This window comes from Ruegeria sp. BG9 (assembly GCF_056538305.1).
Window position 1 is genome coordinate 128856 of the sequence record NZ_JBQFSY010000012.1, and the last position, 18715, is coordinate 147570.

An 18715-nucleotide genomic window follows, 5' to 3' on the forward strand; every position below is an offset into this window, starting at 1 on the left:
GTTCGAAAACAAGACTCGCGGACAGCCCCGCACTATTTCAGAAGGCCGAACTATGGATCGCGCGCAGATCGTCCATGAGAATTTCCTGTCCCGCGTGGCAAACCGGGATTTTCCCGAAGGTGTGCCTCCGGTCGTCGGGCTGAGCCATGAAGATGCGGTGTCACTGTATCGTTCGCAAGTCCTCAGCCGGGCGCTGGATCGCACCAGCCGGGCGATGCAGAAGGCAGGGCAGGGGTTCTATACCATTGGCTCATCGGGTCATGAGGGTATGGCCGCAGTCGCCCACGCCTTGCGCCCGACGGATATCGCCTTTTTGCACTACCGCGATGCGGCGTTCCAGATTGCCCGGGCCGAGCAGGTTCCGGGCCAACAGATCGCCTGGGATATGCTGCTGAGCTTTGCCTGTTCGAAAGAGGACCCGACCTCGGGCGGGCGTCATAAGGTGCTTGGCTCCAAGGCTCTGATGATCCCGCCTCAGACCTCGACCATTGCCAGCCACCTGCCCAAAGCTGTTGGTGCGGCTTATGCATTGGGGGCCGCCCGGCGGCATGACCCCGAGCATCGGGTGCTGCCCGAAGATGGCATCGCCATGTGTTCCTTCGGAGACGCCTCGGCCAACCATTCGACCGCGCAGGGGGCGATCAACACGGCGGGTTGGACCAGCGTGCAATCCACGCCGCTGCCCTTGCTGTTCGTATGCGAGGACAACGGTATCGGGATCTCGGTGAAAACACCCAAAGGTTGGATCGAGGCGTCGATGGCGCATCGCCCAGGCATCAAGTATTTTCAGGCCAACGGGCTGGACATCTATGAGACTTACGCCGTGGCTCAAGAAGCCGCGCACTATGTCCGCACGCGTCGTAAGCCCGCCTTCCTGCACCTGCGGACCGTGCGCCTCTATGGTCATGCTGGGGCGGATGTGCCGACCACATATCTCAGCAAGTCCGAGGTTGAGGCGGATGAGGCAAATGATCCGCTCCTCCACTCCGTTCGGCTGTTGGATCAGACGGGGGCGTTGGCTCCGGATGAGGCGCTGAAAATCTACCAGGACAGTTGCGCCCGAACGGACCGTGTGGCTGCCGAGGCTGCCACGCGCCCGCATTTGTCGACCGCGCAGGATGTCATGGCAAGCCTGATCCCGCCCAAACGCACCTGCAAGCCAACGAACGGCCCCAGCGTGGATGCGCGCGCAAAGGCCTTCGGGGGCGACATGCGCGCGATGGCTGACCCACAACCCATGAGCCGCCTGATCAACTGGGCGCTGACCGATCTGATGCTGGAACATGGCGAGATCGTCTGTATGGGCGAGGATGTGGGCCGCAAAGGCGGTGTCTACGGCGTGACGCAGAAGCTGCAGCAGCGGTTCGGACAGGACCGTGTGATCGACACTTTGCTAGACGAGCAGTCGATCCTCGGCCTCGCCATTGGCATGGGCCACAACGGGTTTGTGCCGATCCCCGAAATCCAGTTCCTCGCCTATCTGCACAACGCCGAAGACCAGATCCGCGGCGAGGCTGCCACCTTGCCCTTCTTCTCGAACGGGCAATTCACCAACCCGATGGTGCTGCGGATTGCCGGGCTGGGGTATCAGAAAGGCTTTGGAGGGCATTTCCACAACGACAACTCTCTGGCCGTTTTGCGCGACATTCCGGGTGTGATCATTGCCTGCCCCTCGACAGGGCAAGACGCGGCACAGATGTTGCGCGAATGCGTGCGGCTGGCGCGAGAAGAGCAGCGGGTCGTCGTGTTCCTCGAGCCGATTGCGCTCTATCCCATGCGGGATCTGAGTGCGGCGCAGGACGGGGGTTGGATGACGACCTACCCCTCGCCCGACCGGCGGATTGCGCTGGGCGAGGTTGGCATCCATGGCGACGGCACCGATCTGGCCATCGTGACCTACGGCAACGGCCACTACCTGTCGCGTCAGGCGCTGCCTGAGCTGCAGGCGGCCGGTGTGAACGCTCGTATCATCGATCTGCGCTGGTTGGCCCCACTACCGGCCGAGGCTCTGCTAGAGGCGACCAAAGACTGCAAGCGTGTTCTGATCGTGGATGAATGTCGCCGCACCGGTAGCCAGTCCGAGGGGCTGATGACCCTCTTCCGCGAAGAAAGCGCCCAGACGCGGGTCGCCCGCGTTGTGGCTGAGGATTGTTTCATCGCGACCGGCCCGGCCTATGCCGCGCCGCTGCCGTCGAAGGACGGTATCCTCGCCGCGGCCCTGAATCTGACCGGAGCGCAGAAATGACCCGAACAGCTGTCGTGATCTGCCCCGGTCGGGGCACCTATAACAAGCCCGAGCTGGGCTATCTGCACCGTCACCACGCGGACAAGATGCCGATGTTCCAGCGCTTTGACACCCTGCGAGCCGAGGACGGACAGGAGGGGGTAACCGCTCTGGACGGGGCCGCGCGCTTTGCGGTCAGTACCTATTCGCGCGGCGATGTAGCCTCGCCTCTGATTTATGCGGCCGCGCTGGCGGATGCGCAGTCGCTGGCGGATGATATCGAGGTGGTGGCCGTGACGGGCAACTCGATGGGTTGGTATATCGCGCTGGCCGCCGCTGGTGCGCTGAGCGCTGAGAACGGGTTCCGCGTTGTGAACACCATGGGCACTCTGATGCAGGAACATCTGATCGGGGGGCAGTCGGTCTATCCCTTCACCGATGACAGCTGGGTCGACAGCACGAACCAGAAACAGGCTTTGTTGCAGGGCGTCTCTGACATCAATGCGGTCGAGGGACAGGAGCTGGCGCTGTCGATTGATCTGGGCGGTATGTTGGTGCTGGCCGGGAATGAGGCTGGTCTGGCCGCGTTTGAGGCTGCTCATCCCATCGTTCAGGACCGCTTTCCCATGCGGCTGCCGAACCATGCGGCGTTTCATACCTCTCTGCAGGCCCCGATTGCCGCCGAAGGCCGGGCGCGGCTGAAACCCGATCTGTTCGGCCAACCCCGACACCCGATGATCGACGGGCGTGGCAAGATCTGGTGGCCGGGCGCCACCGATACCGAGGCGCTGTGGAACTATACGCTGGGCCATCAGGTGACAGAGCCCTACGATTTCACCCACGCCATTCAAACCGCCGCGCGAGAGTTCGCACCGGACCTGTTCATCGTGACGGGGCCGGGGGCGACGCTTGGTGGTGCGGTGGCGCAGTCTCTGACCATGGCAGGGTGGAGCGGCATGATCGACAAGACCTCATTCGCGGCGCGGCAAGAGGGCTCGCCCATTCTTGTAGCCATGGGGCGCGAGGATCAAAGGTCTCTGGCGACGGGCTAGGCACTGCTTCAGGTCTTGGCCTGAATAACGTTGGCGATGGTTTCGATCCGATTGCGCAGCCAGCGATGGGCCGGGTCATTGGCCGAGCGCTGGTGCCAGACCATGTAGATCGAGACCGGCTCGCAGTCGAACGGCAAGGCCGCGCAATCCAGCGCGGCCAGTGGTCCGTTTTTCATCAGCGCCGTGTCGGTGGAAATCAGCGGGCTGCCCGCGATGAAAGACGGGATGGCATTGAAATGCGGCAGAACGACGGTTGGCGAGCGGATCTGGCTTTGATCTACGCCGCGCATTACGGCGCGCGCATTCCGGCCGTCAGGAAAGCGAACCTCGACATGTTCGCTCTGGCAGTAGGCCTCCCACGTCTCGGGCGCGGTGCGTTGGCTGCTGTCGTAAAACACCATCAAAGGGCTTGAGATCAGCCGTTTCTGAAAGATGTCTGGCCCGTCCGGCGGCAGCGGCGTCAGCATCAGCTGGCACCGGTCGCTGCGCAGCAGGTCCGGCCCCGGTACGCCGGATGAGATGAATTCCAACTGCAGCATAATACCCTCGGCACGGGTCGCGCGTAGAAGGTCGGGAAAGAGCAGCTCTCGCGGCATGTCGTTGGTGGCGATGCGGATTTCCATCTGCTCTGACAGGGGATCAAAGGGGCGTTCATCCGTCAGCGCGCGCATACCATCCAGCACGTTGCGGACCGGCTCTTGCAAGGCCAGCGCGCGTTCGGTCGGTGTTAGTCCCTGGCCGGATCGTACGAATAGCGGATCGCCCAGCACCTGCCGTAGCTTGGCCAATGTGTGGCTGATGGCGGATTGTGTGACCCCCAGCCGATCCGCCGCTTTCGAGACCGAGCTTTCCTCGAGTATCGTCAGAAAGATGCGCAGGACCTTGCCGTCCAGATCAGTGAAATCGATTTTGCTCATACAATCTATGATTAAGTATGAATGGTTTTGCTGTCGAGAGGGCGCTAGGTCAGTCGCAAACAAGGGGCACGCATATGGGACTTCGCTTTTTCTCGGACAAGAACCGACCCGTTCACATGGGGTCGTACCCGCTGGAGCGTCTGGCGCGTCAGCAGGCGATGCCCGACCTGTCCCAGCTGGCCCCGATGCCCGAGCTTAGTTTTCACCGGCCTGACTGGCCCGAGAGTATCGTGAACGCAATGGGCGAGTTTCAGGCTATGCTGGACACGATCCGGGATGGGCTGGTGAACCCTGTCGCCTCGGACATCCCGCAGGACCCGCAGGCGCGTGCAGATCACCTCAAGGCGTTTGGCTATTTCAACGATGCCTCGATGATGGGCTGCGGGCCGCTGCCGCCCGAGGCGCTGTTGGACCAGCCGCGCCGCAACCCCGATATCGACCGTCTGGCGCATGCTTTGAAAACCCGCCAGACCAAAACGCTGGCCTCGGGGATCGACGTTATCATGGCCGATCTCAAGGAAAGCATGGAGGCCGCGCCGCGTCCGATGGTCTCGCATCGTCATGCTCTGGTGTTCCTCTATGAACACAACCGCGATCCGAACCCGGACGAGCCGGGGTCTGAGTGGATCATGGATGCGCAGGACCACCGGGCCTGCCTGCTGGCGACCGAGAATGCCGTTGTGATCGCCAACTACATCAGGTTGTTGGGGTTCGATGCGCGGGCGCATACGGCGATGTCGACCGAGGTGGATCTGGGCAGGCTGGCGGTCGCGGCGGGTTTGGCCTCGGTCGAAGACGGCACGCTTGTTGCCCCATGGTTGGGCCGCCGTTTTGGTCTGGCCGCTGTCACGACCGAGATGGAGATTGCCCACGATCAGCCGCTGCAACCGATAGCACAACAACCGTGGTTCCGGACCCAAGGCCCTGCGTGGTGGCTGGGAACCGGGTTCGCCAAGAACGCTCTGAACCGCGATGCCTATGCCAAACGCCGCTATGTGGAAGGGGCGCACCCGTTTGAGCGGCTCAAGCGGGTCGAGACGCCCACTACTTATATTGACGAAGCCAACGTCGCGCGCGTTCCCAAGCGCGCCGACATGTTCGCGCGGGCGCAGTTTGGCGATATGGGCAAACACCTGCAGGACGCGGCCAAGGGCGGATATTACGTTCGCAAATCAGCCCCCAGTTTCGCGCAACGCCGGGCGCTGGGCGCGTTTGTTCTGTTGCAGGATGGCGAAAGCGCAAAGGTTTCGCCCCCAACCGATGCCGAACGCAATGCCGCCAATATCAAGGCCACCAGCTACTTCCTTGGGGTCGATGCGGTTGGCCTGAGCCGTTGCCCGGACTGGGCGTGGTATTCGCACGACGCGACAGGGGAAGAAATCACGCCGCCGCATGATCAGGCCATTAGCATGATCATCGACCAGGGCTATGAGACGATGGAGGGCGCAAGCGGTGATGACTGGATCAGCGTTGCACAATCCATGCGCGCCTATCTGCGGTTTTCACTGTTGGGTGGCGTAATCGCGCAGCAGATCCGCAACCTCGGCTACAAAGCCAAGGCCCATACGGTGATGGATGGTGAGGTGCTGCAGCCACCGCTTTTGCTGTTGTCGGGGCTGGGCGAGGTCAGCCGGATCGGTGAGGTCATCCTGAACCCCTATCTCGGCCCACGTCTGAAATCCGGGGCGGTGACGACTGATATGCCGATAACCCATGATAAGCCGATCGACTTCGGCCTGCAGAGTTTCTGCGAAAGCTGCAACAAATGTGCCCGCGAATGCCCTTCAGGGGCGATCACCGCCGGGCCAAAGCTGATGTTCAACGGCTATGAAATCTGGAAATCCGACAGCCAGAAATGCGCCACCTATCGCGTGACAACGCCCGGAGGGTCGATGTGCGGGCGCTGCATGAAGACCTGCCCGTGGAACCTTGAGGGGATATTCAAAGAACGCCCCTTCCGTTGGGCCGCGATGAATATCCCTCAGGCCGCCCCGGCATTGGCGAAACTGGATGACGCGGTGGGCAATGGTGGTCTGAATGACGTTAAAAAATGGTGGTGGGATATCGAGCTGCAGTCGGATGGAGCCTATCGCCCCTCGGTGCATCCGCTGAACCGGCGCGATCTGCAGCCCGATCTTGATCTGAAATACGAAGATCAGACGTTGGCCGTTTATCCCGCCTATCTGGCCCCACATCCGTGGCCCTATCCCTTTGCCATGGACCGCGAGGCGGGGATTGCCGCCTATGAGGCGATGGTCAGCGCCGAGGAATACAAGGCGCGCAAGGCGGCGGGCGATATGTCGGTCGTCCATCGCTATGAGATCGCAGGCGATGCGCCGGTCATGCGGGTCGAATTGACCAAGGTCGACAGGATGACGGCTTATGTGACCAAGTACGAATTCTCGACACTGGATGGTTCCCCTTTACCCGAATGGACCGCAGGTGCGCATCTGGACGTGTTGGTCGCGCCCGAGTTTTTACGCCAGTATTCGATGTCCGGCGACCCCTCGGACCGGGCGACCTATCAGATCGGTGTCTTGCGTGAGGATGAGGGGCGCGGTGGTTCGGCTCTGCTGCATCGCATCTTCTACGAAGGCCGCAAGGTTTTCATCTCGAAGCCGATCAATCATTTCGAGCTGGATGAGACTGCGACCAAAACCTACCTTATGGGAGGAGGTATAGGCATCACCCCGATGATCGCCTTTGCTCATCGTCTGTATACGCTGGGCAAACCTTTCGAGCTGCACTACTCCGCCAGCACTCGCGCCGGAGCCGGGTATTTGGAAGATCTGGCCGCGATGCCGTGGGCAGATCACGTGCATTACCATTTCTCGGATGAAGGCACGCGGGCTGATCTGGATGCGGTACTAACAGGCTATCAGGACGGCTGGCACGTCTATACCTGCGGACCCGATCGCTTCATGGATGGCGTCGTGCAAGCGGCCGAACGGCAGGGTTTCCCGGACGAAGCGCGGCATCTGGAGTATTTCTCGGTCCCCGAGCAACCGGAGTACGAAAACTTCCCATTCACCTTGAAGCTGGCGAAATCAGGCCAGGAACTGACCGTGCCGGAAGACAAGGACGCTGCGCAGGTGTTGAATGAGGCAGGTATTCACGTGGATGTTAAATGCGCCGATGGCATCTGCGGCGTCTGCAAATGCGGTGTTGTTTCGGGTGAAATCGAACATCGCGATTTTGTCCTGTCCAACAAACAACGCGAGAGCGCTATCATTTTGTGTCAAAGCCGCGCCGCGCAACCGGATGGCGTGATTGAGATCGATCTCTGACCCGAGGTCGAAAAACGACATGAAGTTGTAGAAAAATTGGTCGCTGCGGCCATGGACGCCGCTGAGGCACTGCATTACCTTCCCCCAGAACCCAGTGAATCCTGATTGACAGGTGCGAGGTATTTTCATGGATTATCACAGCCCCGCCAGTTTTGCCGAGGCGTCGGCTCTGGCTGCAAAAGCGACGGGTACGACACGGTTTCTGGCAGGCGGCACCGATGTGTTGGTGCAGCTGCGTTCGGAATTGGTGACGCCCGATACGTTGATCGACATCAAGAAAATCAACGGTGTGGATCAGATCACGCAAAACACCGATGGCAGCTGGACACTTGGCGTCGCTGTCACCGGCGCTGAAATGAGCGAGCACCCCCAGCTGGGCCGCGACTGGCCCGGTGTGGTCGAGGCGATGGATCTGATCGGATCGACTCAGGTGCAGGGCCGCGCGACGTTGACGGGCAACCTGTGCAACGGCTCGCCGGCGGCGGATTCGGTGCCCGCGATGGTTGCTGCGGGCGTGACGGTTACTGTGACCGGCCTTGATGGCGCGCGCGAGGTTGCTGTTGAGGACATCCCCACCGGACCGGGCAAGACCGCGCTGGCGAAGGGTGAAGTGGTTTCAGCCGTCAACCTCCCCGCGCGGGGCGAAAAAGGCGGTGACGCCTATCTGCGCTTTATCCCGCGCACCGAAATGGACATCGCCGTGGTCGGCGTGGGCGTCAGCCTGCGTCTGGACGGCGACATGATCACCGAGGCGCGCGTGTCATTGGGCGCGGTCGCCCCGACCGTTTTGCTGGTTGAAGACTGCGCCAAAGCCATCATCGGCAGCACGCTGGATGACGCCGCGCTGGACGCGTTGGCGGCTGCGGCCTCGGCGGCCTGCAACCCGATTGACGACAAACGCGGCACGATCGAGTTCCGCACCGAGGTCGCTGGTGTTCTGGCCAAGCGCGCCGCGAAAATCGCCTATGCACGCGCGAAGGGAGAAGACGCATGAGCAAGCTCCACGTATCCACCACCGTGAACGGGGACACGGTCGAATACCTGTGTGACCCGCGCGAAACGCTGCTGGACTGTCTGCGCGACAAGCTGAACCTGACCGGTGCGAAAGAGGGCTGCGGCACCGGCGATTGCGGCGCGTGTTCCGTCACCGTCGATGGCCGTCTGGTCTGTTCCTGCCTGATGCTGGGTGTTGAGGCCGAGGGTAAGACCATCGAAACCGTCGAAGGCATCGCGGATGGCGACGTTCTGCACCCGCTGCAGAAGAAGTTCATCGAACATGCGGCGCTTCAGTGCGGGATTTGCACCCCGGGCATTCTGGTGGCGGCCAAGTCGCTGCTTGAGAAGAACCCAAACCCGACCGAAGAGGAAACCCGGTATTGGCTGGCAGGCAATCTCTGCCGCTGCACCGGCTATGACAAGATCATACGCGCCGTGATGGAAACGGCGGAAGAGCTGCGGGAGGCTTCGTAATGGCACTCGACGATCGCAAATCTGTTTTCACTTTCGTTGGCACGCGCCCGGATCGCCCTGACGGGTTAGACAAGGTCACGGGCCGCGCCAAATTCGGGGCTGATGCCTATGCGCCCGGCATGTTGCACGGAGCGGTTCTGCGCTCTCCCCATGCCCACGCGCGGATCGTGAAGATCGACACCTCGAAAGCCGAGGCGCATAAGGACGTCAAAGCTGTCGTCACCCGTGCGGATTTCGCCGACGTCCCGTTCAAACCCGGTCTCGAGGGCGAGTTCTGGAACGTTTTGGAAAACGTCATGGCGGGCGAAAAGGCGCTCTATGATGGTCACGCTGTCGCTGCGGTTGCAGCCACATCGGCGCTGGCAGCGCGGGATGCGCTCAAACTGATCGAGGTCGAATACGAAGTTCTGCCCCATGTGACCGACGTGGACAAAGCGATGGCGTCGGATGCGCCGGTTATTCGGGAAGGCGCTGCGGACTATTCGGTGCCCAAAGGTCTGCACCCGAACGTCGTACGTTACCACGAAAGCGGTCACGGAGATGTCGAGGCGGGGTTTGCCGAAGCGGATCTGGTCATCGAAGACAGCTTTGTCACCGAAGCGACCCATCAGGGCTATATCGAACCGCACGCCTGTCTGGGCATGCTGGGCAATGACGGCAAGGGCGAGCTGTGGTGCACCACGCAAGGCCACTGGATCGCGCAGAAGACATGCGCCGCGCTGCTTGGCATTGAGACCTCGCAACTGCGCGTCACCGCGTCCGAGATTGGCGGCGGATTCGGCGGCAAGACTACTGTTTTCATCGAACCCGTTGCGCTTGCGCTGAGCCGGAAAGCCAACCGTCCGGTCAAGGTCGTAATGACCCGATCTGAAGTTTTCCGGGCGACCGGCCCAACGGCGTCGGCGTCGATGGACGTCAAGATCGGCATGAAGAAGGACGGGACCATCTCGGCAGCACAAGGCGTATTCCGCCTGCAGGGCGGGGCGTTCCCCGGCGCGCCGGGCGACATGACCGCCATGTGCGCCTTCGCGCCGTACAACCTGACAAACGTCAAGCAGATCGGCTATGACGTGATGTCGAACCGTCCGAAACAGGCCGCTTACCGCGCGCCGGGCGCACCCATGGGTGCCTTTGCGGTTGAGTCCGTGATTGATGAGCTGTGTAACAAGCTGGGCCTCGACCCCGTTGATGTGCGCCTGAAGAACGCCGCTCATGCAGGGACCAAGGCCAGCTATGGCCCGACCTACGAACGCATTGGTCTGGTCGAAACGCTGGAGGCTGCCAAGGCACACCCGCACTATTCGGCACCGCTGAAGCCAGGGCAGGGTCGCGGGATTTCCTGTGGCTTCTGGTTTAACCACGGCGGTGAGACTTCAGTATCCCTGGCCCTGTCGGAGGACGGCTCGGCCCAGCTGATGGTGGGAACGCCGGACATCGGCGGCTCTCGCGCGTCGATGGCGCTGATGGCGGCCGAGGTTCTGGGCATCCCATACGAGAACATCCGCGTTACCATCGCGGATACCGCAACGCTGGGCTACAACGACGTCAGCCACGGCTCGCGCGTGACCTATGCGTCGGGTCTGGCGACCATCAAAGCCGCCAAACACGCGGTTGAGAAACTGTGCGAACGCGCAGCAGCCAAGTGGGGTATCCCGGTTGAGGCGGTGAAGTGGGAGGACGGCTGCGCGGTGCCCTCAGGCCCCAACGCAGGCGACTTCGACCCGCTGGCGCTGTCCGACATCACGGCAGATATGGGGCGCACCGGTGGCCCGATCTCGGGCCATTTCGAGGCAACTCCGGAAGGCGCAGGCGTATCCTTTGGCACCCATATCGTCGATGCCGAGGTCGACCCGGAAACCGGCAAGACCAGCGTGACTCGCTACACGGTCATTCAGGACGCCGGCAAGGCGATCCACCCGACCTACGTGGAAGGCCAGTTCCAGGGCGGTGCTGCGCAAGGCATCGGCTGGGCGCTGAACGAGGAATATATCTACGGCGAGGACGGGCGGTTGCAGAACTCGATCTTCCTCGACTACCGGATTCCCGTTGCCAGTGACCTGCCAATGATCGACACGGTGATTGTCGAAGTACCCAACCCCGGCCACCCGTTTGGGGTGCGCGGTGTGGGCGAGACCGGCATCGTGCCGCCTCTTGCCGCCATCGCCAACGCGGTTTCCAACGCGGCGGGTGTGCGGATGAAGCAACTGCCGATGTCGCCTCCGCGCATTCTGGCCGCGCTCAAAGGCAATGGTTGAGGTTCACCTCTGGTCCGGCCTCCGGTCTTTGACCGGGGGCTTGGCCGTCGTCGAGGTCGAGGCCAAAACAACCGGAGAGTTGCTGCGTGCCCTGGTGCGCGCGCATCCGCAATTGCAGGCCCCTATTGATGCGGGCGTCTCAATCGCGATCGACGGGCGCGTGATTGCAACGGGCCTGACGGAACCAATCCCGGAAGGTAGCGAAATCTATCTAATGCAGAGGCTGCGCGGCGGTTAAGGTTTAGGCGACCACGGTTCGCGCCCGACCATCCGGTCGGCCTCGGCCGTGATGTCGTTCATGTGCTGCTCAAGGTTTTGGCGCAGGGTTTCGATCTGCTCTTCACTGGCTTTGCGTGGGACAGTCTCGGTCCATTCGCGGCATAAAAGTACACCTTCGTTGCGCCAGGGGCGGGGCATCAACAAGCGGTCCCATGTACCGGCCTCTCTGCCATGACGGGTCGAAAAGGTAATTCCGAACACCCGTTTGCCGGATGTGCGCGCCCAGACCAGAGGCACAGTCGACAGCACCCGTTCCGGTCCGCGGGGTCCGTCGGCGGCAATACCAATGGATATCCCCTGCTTCATTTTGCCCAGAACTTCACGCGACACGGCGACGTTGCTTTTGTGTTTGCTGGCCATGGCGATCGTGTCCATGCCGAACAGCTTTTGCACGCGACCCACCATGCTGCCTGCCCGCGCCGAGGACGTGATCGAGCAGATCTGTGCCTTGTCCAGCGGGAAGAAATAGGGTGACTGTGCCAGCCGCTGATGCCACAGAACAACGATGACCGGTTCACCTTGTTCGGCAAGCTGGTCCAGTTCTTCATAGCCGATGCGCTGCCATTTGGTGTTGCGGTTGACCATCCGAATATAGCTCGCAATACGGCGCGCCGCCCAGTTTAACACGGCTTCGCTGTCGGCGATCTTTTTGCGGATACTCACGGATGGGTCCCCCATACTGACCAAAACGTGTCTTATAGAACTCAACGCCGCGTGCAACTTGTTTGTCTTGTCGAGAAGTGGTCGAGAAACTGAAAAAGCCTCTTGAGTCCGCCGCGCGGCTGGCATATCTGAGGCTCAGCCTAGGGGTATAGCTCAGTTGGTAGAGCGACGGTCTCCAAAACCGTAGGTCGCGGGTTCGAACCCTGCTGCCCCTGCCATTAAAAGACTTCCTAAAACTTGAACGTTTGCTTTCGCGGCTACGTCCAATCCCAGACTTGCCGCGCGAATTTCCATTCGAAGTTCCTCAGGCGCCGTTATAGCGGCGACTATATGGTGCAGTGGGTCAGGATTTGACGTAGCGTCCCGAAATTTCTTCCGCGTTGGCGTAGTTGACGTAAACGTAAGCTGTTGCTCGATTTTTTGTTTTGCATGCACAAAAGTGACGAAAACCGGCGTTTTCTTCCCCTTACGTCTCAAAATGAAATCCCTAAATGCACCTCGTCGCTGCGGGGTGCCACTCACGGACTGTGATCCTTGAGCCTCGGCCAACCACTGAGGTTCGGATCGGCCCCGCAGTGACAAGGTTTGCAAAGTTCGTTGGGAGGGAAGGAATTTGATACAGAGCTTTTTGTCGATCTTTCGCGACCACCGTTGGCAAGCAGCACGGCAGACGCGGCCTCGGCCCGAAGAGCTTCGCGCCGCGGATGAAGAAACAAGCGAACCCACCGTGAAAGAAGCCGAGTTCCGGAGCCTGTTTCAAACGACATTGTTGGAAATGAAACAGCCGCAAGCAGGCGATGAGGGCTCTGACACTTGGCGAATTTAAGCCTGCCGAAAACCTGCCTAGCCCGATAGGGCGCAAATGCACCATGTTTCGCATAAAATCGATGCCTGTGTTGCTGAACGGCGAATTCGAGGAGATGCGCCAAAAGCGACATTTGATTTGTGTTCAAAGGCGTCGAATGGGATTGCGAAGCCTGATTGCCGAAAAGATTGCCTCATGCGTTCTGGGCAACGGTAAAACCCGGCGCGCCGTCATGAATCAGCTGCTTGATCAGGATATTTTGTTGTTTAGGGACTTCCCCGATCATGCTTTTGCCTTCTTTCCAACGGATGCAATCGGACGTTCCCTTTGCCAGAACGGTGAATTCGCCCGCGGCTCGGTCACGAATCTGCGGGCGTTTCTTGAACAAAACAATGCCTTTAAACCCGGAATGTCTGTTTTGGAGGTAGGGGCCAATATCGGCACCCAAACCGTCTATTTCTTCCTAGACCTGAAGTGTGACGCCGTCGTGTCGATCGAGCCGGCCCCGGACAACATGAACCTGCTGCGTCACAATCTTGCGTTGAACGGGCTGACAGACAAAGTGACGATCTTGGGTGTCGCAGCTTCGGACACGAATGGAACGGCTGAATTTACCCGAAATCTGTTCAACCGGGGCGGCTCGCGTCTAGGGGCCAAACGCACAAGCGGCAAGACCCGAGAGAGCTTTTCAGTCGAGATCGTTCGGATCGACGATCTGGTGCGGTCAGGCACCCTTGAGGCTGATCAAATTGGGCTGGTTTGGATGGATGTTGAAGGCCATGAGCTATCCGCCCTGAAGGGGATGAAGCAGTTGATCGCCGATTTCCGGCCGCCGATATTTTTGGAATTCACCCCGGACGGAAAGCACAGCACCCAGCAAGAGCTGTGTGACCTGCTATTTGACAACTACCAGAGCGTTTATCGTCATGCTGGGGGCTTTCATCCCGTGTCGCGTGAAGCGTTCGCGCAGATCAAACATCAGGTTGATCTTCTGGTCATCTGAAACACCACCCGATCTCAAAGCAGGGCGGTGACCGTCTTTCCTCTGCTTGCGGGATAGCCTAAAGTCCCCGCAAATCGCAGACACCGGGAATGAGGGTACATGTCGCGTTTCGATGGTTACTTCCTGCGGCAGTTGCTGGTGCTGTTCGGCTTTTTCACTCTGGTCCTGGTCGGTGTTTTCTGGATCACGCGATCTGTCAGCCTGTTTGACAGGGTGATCAGCGGCGGCCAGTCGGCGGTTGTTTTCCTCGAATTCACCGCTCTGACGCTTCCGACCCTGATCCGGACAGTGATGCCGATGGCTGTGTTCGCTGCGGCCGTTTACGCCACGAACCGCCTCAGCCGGGAAAGTGAGATGACGGTCATGCTGGCGACCGGCTCCAGCCCATGGCGCCTCGCGCGGGCTGTGGTCCTGTTCGGTCTCGTTACAGGGATGATGATGGCGGCGATCAGCGTTTTCCTGCGCCCTGCCTCGGTCGAGCAGCTCGAGATCCGGCAGGCCGAAGTTGCAGGTGACGTGACCGCCCAATTGCTGAACGAAGGTGAGTTTCTGCACCCCGCCGACGGTGTTACGGTCTATATCGGTCGGATTGATCTGGACGGGACCCTGCACGAGGTCTTTGTCTCAGACCGGCGAGATCCTGCGAATTCCGTCAGCTATTCGAGCTCGACGGCATATCTGGTGAACAATGCGGCGGGCATCAACCTTGTTATGCTGGATGGGGTGGCGCTGCGTCTGGACAAGGACGGGCGCACCCTGTCATCGACCCTGTTTCAGGACGCCTCTTACGATATCTCGGCGCTGACCAGTACCGGCGGCGTGAATACCCGCAGTCTTGAAGCGATCCCCACGATGGAATTGATCCGGGACCGCGAGGCGATCGCCAGCGCCGAAGGGTTCAGCCCGGGTGAACTGACGGATGAGTTGCACCAGCGATTCTCATGGATCGCGATTTGCGTGGCGGTCGGGTTGGTTGGATATGCCACCCTGATGCTGGGCAGTTTCTCGCGGTTCGGGTTATGGCCGCAGATTCTGGGGGCGTTTACCATTCTGGTTCTGCTGGAAGGCGTTCGGGGGTTTGTTTCTCCGGTCGTGATAGATGAGCCGGGTCTTTGGATCGTTCTCTATGCACCGGCGGTCATTGGTATCCTGATCTCGTGCCTGTTCTTGGCGGTTGCGGGACGCCCAATCTGGCGCCGTTCCAGGGCCGAGGTCGCTGTCTAGGCAGGGTCTCGCAAACCCTGCAGGCAGTCTAGGATATCCTCGAACGCAGAGCTGTCGGGGCGGGTTACGAGATAGAGCGGCAACATTAGGTCTGGACTCGACTCAACCTGCACCAGCGCGCCAGAGCGAATATGCTCTGCGGCCGAATAGGCGGGAAAAAACCCGCGCCCCCCTCGTTTGAGGACATAGCGCAGGGCCATCATGCAATTACCCAAAAAGACAGTCTGCCCTGCTGCCCGGCGGGCCGTTGTCCGCACATGGTCCTGGTAGGCGGTTCCAAGTTCGAGATTGACGAATACCGAGTTGTCGACCAAAGCCTCCGCGGTTTCGACCAGAACCAATCGCTCTGGTGGCAGGGTTTCAAACATCACCCGCCTGTCTGAGGGCTTTTCGTGGGTCAGCGCGGCGTCCAGCACATGTGTTGCGACCGCGTCCACCATATCCAGATCATGATCGTAGTTCAGCGTCAGCAGCAATTGGCCAAAGTGCTGTTCGAAACGTATGGCAAGATCGACCAGCAAGGGATCCCAAACGCTGAGCTGCGCCCCCAGCCTCAATGCCGGGCGATTCTGGTTTTGCGTAGGCAAATCAGTCGAAGCATAAGACCAGAGTGAGAGCATCTGCTCGGCGTAAGGGCGAAATTGGCGGCCGAAGTCCGTTAGTGACGTGCCGCCGGCCCCGCGAGTGAAAAGGGGTTTTCCGGTGGCGTCCTCGATCTGCCGTATGCGCGCGCTGACAGCTGTTTGGGTCACATTCAGCTTGCGCGCTGCTGCGTGAAACCCTCCGGTCTCGGCCACGCATAGAAACGTTTCAAAAGCTTTGATCTGCATAGCGGCAGTATTTTTTGATCACTATGATAAAATCAATTCATTTTTTTCAGCACGGAAGTCGAGATATCCTGTTCCCGATTAGGAAAAAGGAAATGCTATGCTGGACAAAAGCCACAAGCCGACCTGGACCAGTTTTGAAGAGGCCACAAAGGCCGACTGGGACGCCGTTATGGACTATGAAGAGGCCTATAATGCCGCGCTGCCAGACCGGATTCTGGATGCGATCCGTTCCTTGGATGAGGAATGGACGCCGTATCCGGTGAATCGCTACCAACACTCTCTGCAGGCCGCTACGCGAGCCTATGAGGATGGCGCGGATGAGGAACTTGTGGTCGCCGCGCTGATCCATGACACCGGCGATATCCTGTCCCCCTACAACCATGGTGAGCTGTCAGCGGCGATGATGAAGCCCTATGTCAGCGAGAAAACCCATTGGATTCTCAAGCATCACTGCGTGTTTCAGGGCTATTACTACAACCACCATCTTGGCGGAGACCGCAACGCGCGCGACAAGTATCGGGACAGCCCCTATTGGGAGGATTGCCGCTATTTCTGCCATGAATACGATCAGAAGGCGTTCGACCCGAACTACCCGACCAAACCGCTGGAGTTTTTCGAGCCCATGCTGCGCCGCGTGTTGAACAAGGGCGAAGGGCACATGGAGCTGAACGAAACCTCAGAGAGTTAACAGGCCGCCATCAGGCGATAGACGATCTGAGCTGCAGTGAAATCCCAGGCGGCATTGCCGTTGGGGGCCAGTTCGACAACGTCGAAGCCCACGCATTTCCGGCCTTTGAGGGCGTGTTCGACCAGCCGCAGCGCCTGATAGTATCCTAAACCGCCTGGTACGGGTGTTCCAGTAGCGGGCATTTGGGACGGGTCCAGACCGTCCACGTCAAAGCTGACATAGACCAGCTCCGGGAAGTCTTCGGGCAGGTCGACGGCGTGGATGTTGTCGGTGACCAGTTCCTCGGCGTCGAAGTGGAAGACATGGTTTTTCAGACGGCTTTGGGCCTCTTCGGTTGAGAATGCACGCACGCCGAATTGCGCCAGACGGACGCCCTCTTCGGTCAGCAGGTGCATGACCGAGGCGTGGGAGTGTTTCTCGCCCTGATACGCGTTGCGCAAATCGGCATGGGCGTCGATCTGCACGATCCCAACAGGCTGGTTCAGCGCCCGCGCCACGCCCATCACCGCGCCGTAGCTGAGGGAATGCTCTCCACCTAGGGTCACGGGCACCTTGCCCGCACGAATGGCGGCTTCGGTCCGTTGGGCGAGGCGTTCCATCACCTCGGGCAAGGGGCCGTCACAATCCAGCGGGGCTTCGGTATAGATTCCCTCGACGCAGGGTTCTGCATGGCCGGTGATGCGCTCCAGCTCATTGCTGGCCTCGATTATGGCTTCGGGGCCTTTGGCGGTGCCAGAGCCGTAAGAAACCGTGCATTCCAGCGGAACCGGGATCACGCGAAAGCGCGCGTCTTCAGATCGCTCAGCGGCGGTCAGTTCACTGTCGAGGAAAATGCTCATGAGAGGCGGTCCTTAAAGTCGTGATAACCGAACTGTTTGATGATCTTCAGCTCGTCCGTTTCGCTGTTCCACAGGGCGATGGTCGGCAGGGGAACACCGTTGAAGGTATTTGTCTTGACCATCGAGTAATGTGCCTGATCGAGGAAGGCAAAGCGTTGCCCGACCTCCAGCGGCTGATCCCACGTGTAGTCGCCAATCACGTCGCCTGCCAGGCAGGAGGGTCCGCCGAGGCGATAGGTGTGGCCCGCCTCGGCCTCGTCCATCAGGGCGGGGCGATAGGGGGCCTCGATCACGTCGGGCATGTGGCAGGTGGCCGAGATATCGGTGATCGCAAGGGTCATACCATTGGTGGGCAGGTCGAGGATTTCTCCGACCAGAATACCCGCGTCCAGCGCGACGGCCTCCCCGGGTTCGAGGTAGAGGTCGACATTGTATTTCGCGCGGATGGACTTGATGAATTCCACCAGCCCGTCACGGTCATAGTCATCGCGCGTGATGTGGTGGCCGCCTCCGAAGTTCAGCCATTTGAGCTGACCGAGGAAAAGTTTGAGTTTCGGCTCAACAGCAGCCCATGTGCGTTGCAGGGGTTCGAATCCCTGTTCGCAGAGCGTGTGCATGTGCAGGCCGTCTACTCCGATCAGAGTGTCTTCGGACAGTTGGCTTACGGGTGTCCCGAGGCGCGAACAGGGGGCGCAGGGATCGTACTTGGGAATCTCTCCTTCGGAGTGTTCCGGATTGATGCGCAGGCCGATCTGCACATTGGCCGCTTGGGCTTTGGCGAGGAAACGGTCTTTTTGAGCGGGCGAGTTGAAGATGATGTGGTCGGACAGCGACAGGATCTCATCGATATCCGCATCCTTGTACCCGGCGCAGAAGGTTGCGACTTCGCCACCGTATTCCTCGCGGCCCAGCCGGGCCTCAAAAATGCCGGAGGCGCAGGTGCCGCCGAGGTGTTCGCGCACCAGCGGGGCCAGCGAGAACATAGAAAACGCCTTGAGCGCGCTAAGGACATGTGCGCCAGAGCGGGTGCCGATTTCGGAGAGGACGGTCAGGTTCCGCTCAACCGCTTTTTCGTCGACCACGAAGCAGGGTGTGGGGACGCGGCTGAGGTCGAAGTTGCGGAAGGCACCGGCGTCACCGGCTTGGGTTGTCATCATGTCGGACATGTCAGGCGTCTCC

General features: G+C 60.2%; 15 protein-coding genes and 1 tRNA gene. 11 read left to right on the plus strand and 5 right to left on the minus strand.

The features are described 5' to 3' along the window. Positions 1-52: 52 nt before the first annotated feature. Both ACR0I8_RS20150 and ACR0I8_RS20155 read left to right on the plus strand, forming a co-directional pair. Entirely contained in the window at positions 53-2245 is a 2193-nt protein-coding gene (locus ACR0I8_RS20150) for an alpha-ketoacid dehydrogenase subunit alpha/beta (protein ID WP_170693104.1), read from the plus strand. Next, positions 2242-3276 (plus strand): ACP S-malonyltransferase, encoded by a 1035-nt coding sequence (locus ACR0I8_RS20155; RefSeq protein ID WP_170693102.1) that lies wholly within the window; start codon positions 2242-2244, stop codon positions 3274-3276. Before ACR0I8_RS20150 ends, ACR0I8_RS20155 begins: the two co-directional genes overlap by 4 nt. A gap of 8 nt (positions 3277-3284) precedes the next feature. Here the strand turns inward: ACR0I8_RS20155 and ACR0I8_RS20160 are convergent, their stop codons facing one another. Beyond that, on the minus strand, positions 3285-4193 hold the full coding sequence (locus ACR0I8_RS20160) for a LysR family transcriptional regulator (RefSeq protein ID WP_170693099.1): 909 nt from the start codon (positions 4191-4193) through the stop codon (positions 3285-3287). A gap of 74 nt (positions 4194-4267) precedes the next feature. On the opposite strand from ACR0I8_RS20160, the gene ACR0I8_RS20165 reads away from it, so the two are divergent. The 5 genes from ACR0I8_RS20165 to ACR0I8_RS20185 all read left to right on the plus strand — a co-directional run bounded on the left by ACR0I8_RS20165 (position 4268) and on the right by ACR0I8_RS20185 (position 11443). Then, positions 4268-7480, plus strand: coding sequence for a reductive dehalogenase (locus tag ACR0I8_RS20165; RefSeq protein WP_170693096.1), 3213 nt, complete (start codon positions 4268-4270; stop codon positions 7478-7480). 127 nt (positions 7481-7607) lie between these two features. Further along, positions 7608-8474, plus strand: a complete 867-nt coding sequence (locus tag ACR0I8_RS20170) for an FAD binding domain-containing protein (protein WP_170693094.1) — start codon at positions 7608-7610, stop codon at positions 8472-8474. After that, positions 8471-8950: a (2Fe-2S)-binding protein gene (locus ACR0I8_RS20175; protein ID WP_170380550.1), complete on the plus strand. Its 480-nt coding sequence runs from the start codon at positions 8471-8473 to the stop codon at positions 8948-8950. Before ACR0I8_RS20170 ends, ACR0I8_RS20175 begins: the two co-directional genes overlap by 4 nt. After that, positions 8950-11205, plus strand: coding sequence for a xanthine dehydrogenase family protein molybdopterin-binding subunit (locus tag ACR0I8_RS20180; RefSeq protein WP_170693091.1), 2256 nt, complete (start codon positions 8950-8952; stop codon positions 11203-11205). The genes ACR0I8_RS20175 and ACR0I8_RS20180 overlap by 1 nt, the downstream gene beginning before the upstream one ends. Next, entirely contained in the window at positions 11198-11443 is a 246-nt protein-coding gene (locus ACR0I8_RS20185) for a MoaD/ThiS family protein (protein ID WP_170380552.1), read from the plus strand. The genes ACR0I8_RS20180 and ACR0I8_RS20185 overlap by 8 nt, the downstream gene beginning before the upstream one ends. On the opposite strand, the gene ACR0I8_RS20190 is transcribed toward ACR0I8_RS20185, so the two are convergent. Beyond that, positions 11440-12147: a DUF374 domain-containing protein gene (locus ACR0I8_RS20190; protein WP_170693089.1), complete on the minus strand. Its 708-nt coding sequence runs from the start codon at positions 12145-12147 to the stop codon at positions 11440-11442. The genes ACR0I8_RS20185 and ACR0I8_RS20190 overlap by 4 nt on opposite strands. Before the next feature lie 142 nt (positions 12148-12289). Here ACR0I8_RS20190 and ACR0I8_RS20195 point away from each other — a divergent pair. The 3 genes from ACR0I8_RS20195 to lptF all read left to right on the plus strand — a co-directional run bounded on the left by ACR0I8_RS20195 (position 12290) and on the right by lptF (position 15179). Next, positions 12290-12365: transfer RNA gene (locus ACR0I8_RS20195), tRNA-Trp, on the plus strand. 744 nt (positions 12366-13109) lie between these two features. Next, the gene (locus ACR0I8_RS20200; protein WP_170693087.1) at positions 13110-13955 is read left to right on the plus strand and encodes an FkbM family methyltransferase; all 846 of its coding nucleotides are present in this window, start codon (positions 13110-13112) and stop codon (positions 13953-13955) included. A 99-nt stretch (positions 13956-14054) separates the two neighbouring features. Then, complete coding sequence (lptF, locus tag ACR0I8_RS20205) at positions 14055-15179, plus strand: LPS export ABC transporter permease LptF (protein ID WP_170693085.1); 1125 nt, start codon at positions 14055-14057, stop codon at positions 15177-15179. Here the strand turns inward: lptF and ACR0I8_RS20210 are convergent. Then, positions 15176-16009, minus strand: coding sequence for a LysR family transcriptional regulator (locus ACR0I8_RS20210; protein WP_170693083.1), 834 nt, complete (start codon positions 16007-16009; stop codon positions 15176-15178). The genes lptF and ACR0I8_RS20210 overlap by 4 nt on opposite strands. A gap of 97 nt (positions 16010-16106) precedes the next feature. Here ACR0I8_RS20210 and ACR0I8_RS20215 point away from each other — a divergent pair, with 97 nt between their 5' ends. After that, on the plus strand, positions 16107-16697 hold the full coding sequence (locus tag ACR0I8_RS20215) for an HD domain-containing protein (RefSeq protein WP_170556449.1): 591 nt from the start codon (positions 16107-16109) through the stop codon (positions 16695-16697). On the opposite strand, the gene speB is transcribed toward ACR0I8_RS20215, so the two are convergent. Next, positions 16694-17536 (minus strand): agmatinase, encoded by an 843-nt coding sequence (speB, locus tag ACR0I8_RS20220; RefSeq protein ID WP_170693080.1) that lies wholly within the window; start codon positions 17534-17536, stop codon positions 16694-16696. The two genes, ACR0I8_RS20215 and speB, sit on opposite strands and share 4 nt — an antisense overlap. Beyond that, positions 17533-18702, minus strand: a complete 1170-nt coding sequence (nspC, locus tag ACR0I8_RS20225) for a carboxynorspermidine decarboxylase (RefSeq protein ID WP_170693078.1) — start codon at positions 18700-18702, stop codon at positions 17533-17535. The genes speB and nspC overlap by 4 nt, the downstream gene beginning before the upstream one ends. Positions 18703-18715 lie beyond the last annotated feature (13 nt).

What these genes read in the sequence shown, in the direction of transcription:
- ACR0I8_RS20150 (WP_170693104.1), top strand. Translation starts at nt 53, where the DNA reads ATGGATCGCGCGCAGATCGTCCATGAGAATTTCCTGTCCCGCGTGGCA.
- ACR0I8_RS20155 (WP_170693102.1), top strand. Translation starts at nt 2,242, where the DNA reads ATGACCCGAACAGCTGTCGTGATCTGCCCCGGTCGGGGCACCTATAAC.
- ACR0I8_RS20160 (WP_170693099.1), bottom strand. Translation starts at nt 4,193, where the DNA reads ATGAGCAAAATCGATTTCACTGATCTGGACGGCAAGGTCCTGCGCATC.
- ACR0I8_RS20165 (WP_170693096.1), top strand. Translation starts at nt 4,268, where the DNA reads ATGGGACTTCGCTTTTTCTCGGACAAGAACCGACCCGTTCACATGGGG.
- ACR0I8_RS20170 (WP_170693094.1), top strand. Translation starts at nt 7,608, where the DNA reads ATGGATTATCACAGCCCCGCCAGTTTTGCCGAGGCGTCGGCTCTGGCT.
- ACR0I8_RS20175 (WP_170380550.1), top strand. Translation starts at nt 8,471, where the DNA reads ATGAGCAAGCTCCACGTATCCACCACCGTGAACGGGGACACGGTCGAA.
- ACR0I8_RS20180 (WP_170693091.1), top strand. Translation starts at nt 8,950, where the DNA reads ATGGCACTCGACGATCGCAAATCTGTTTTCACTTTCGTTGGCACGCGC.
- ACR0I8_RS20185 (WP_170380552.1), top strand. Translation starts at nt 11,198, where the DNA reads ATGGTTGAGGTTCACCTCTGGTCCGGCCTCCGGTCTTTGACCGGGGGC.
- ACR0I8_RS20200 (WP_170693087.1), top strand. Translation starts at nt 13,110, where the DNA reads ATGGGATTGCGAAGCCTGATTGCCGAAAAGATTGCCTCATGCGTTCTG.
- lptF (WP_170693085.1), top strand. Translation starts at nt 14,055, where the DNA reads ATGTCGCGTTTCGATGGTTACTTCCTGCGGCAGTTGCTGGTGCTGTTC.
- ACR0I8_RS20210 (WP_170693083.1), bottom strand. Translation starts at nt 16,009, where the DNA reads ATGCAGATCAAAGCTTTTGAAACGTTTCTATGCGTGGCCGAGACCGGA.
- ACR0I8_RS20215 (WP_170556449.1), top strand. Translation starts at nt 16,107, where the DNA reads ATGCTGGACAAAAGCCACAAGCCGACCTGGACCAGTTTTGAAGAGGCC.
- speB (WP_170693080.1), bottom strand. Translation starts at nt 17,536, where the DNA reads ATGAGCATTTTCCTCGACAGTGAACTGACCGCCGCTGAGCGATCTGAA.
- nspC (WP_170693078.1), bottom strand. Translation starts at nt 18,702, where the DNA reads ATGTCCGACATGATGACAACCCAAGCCGGTGACGCCGGTGCCTTCCGC.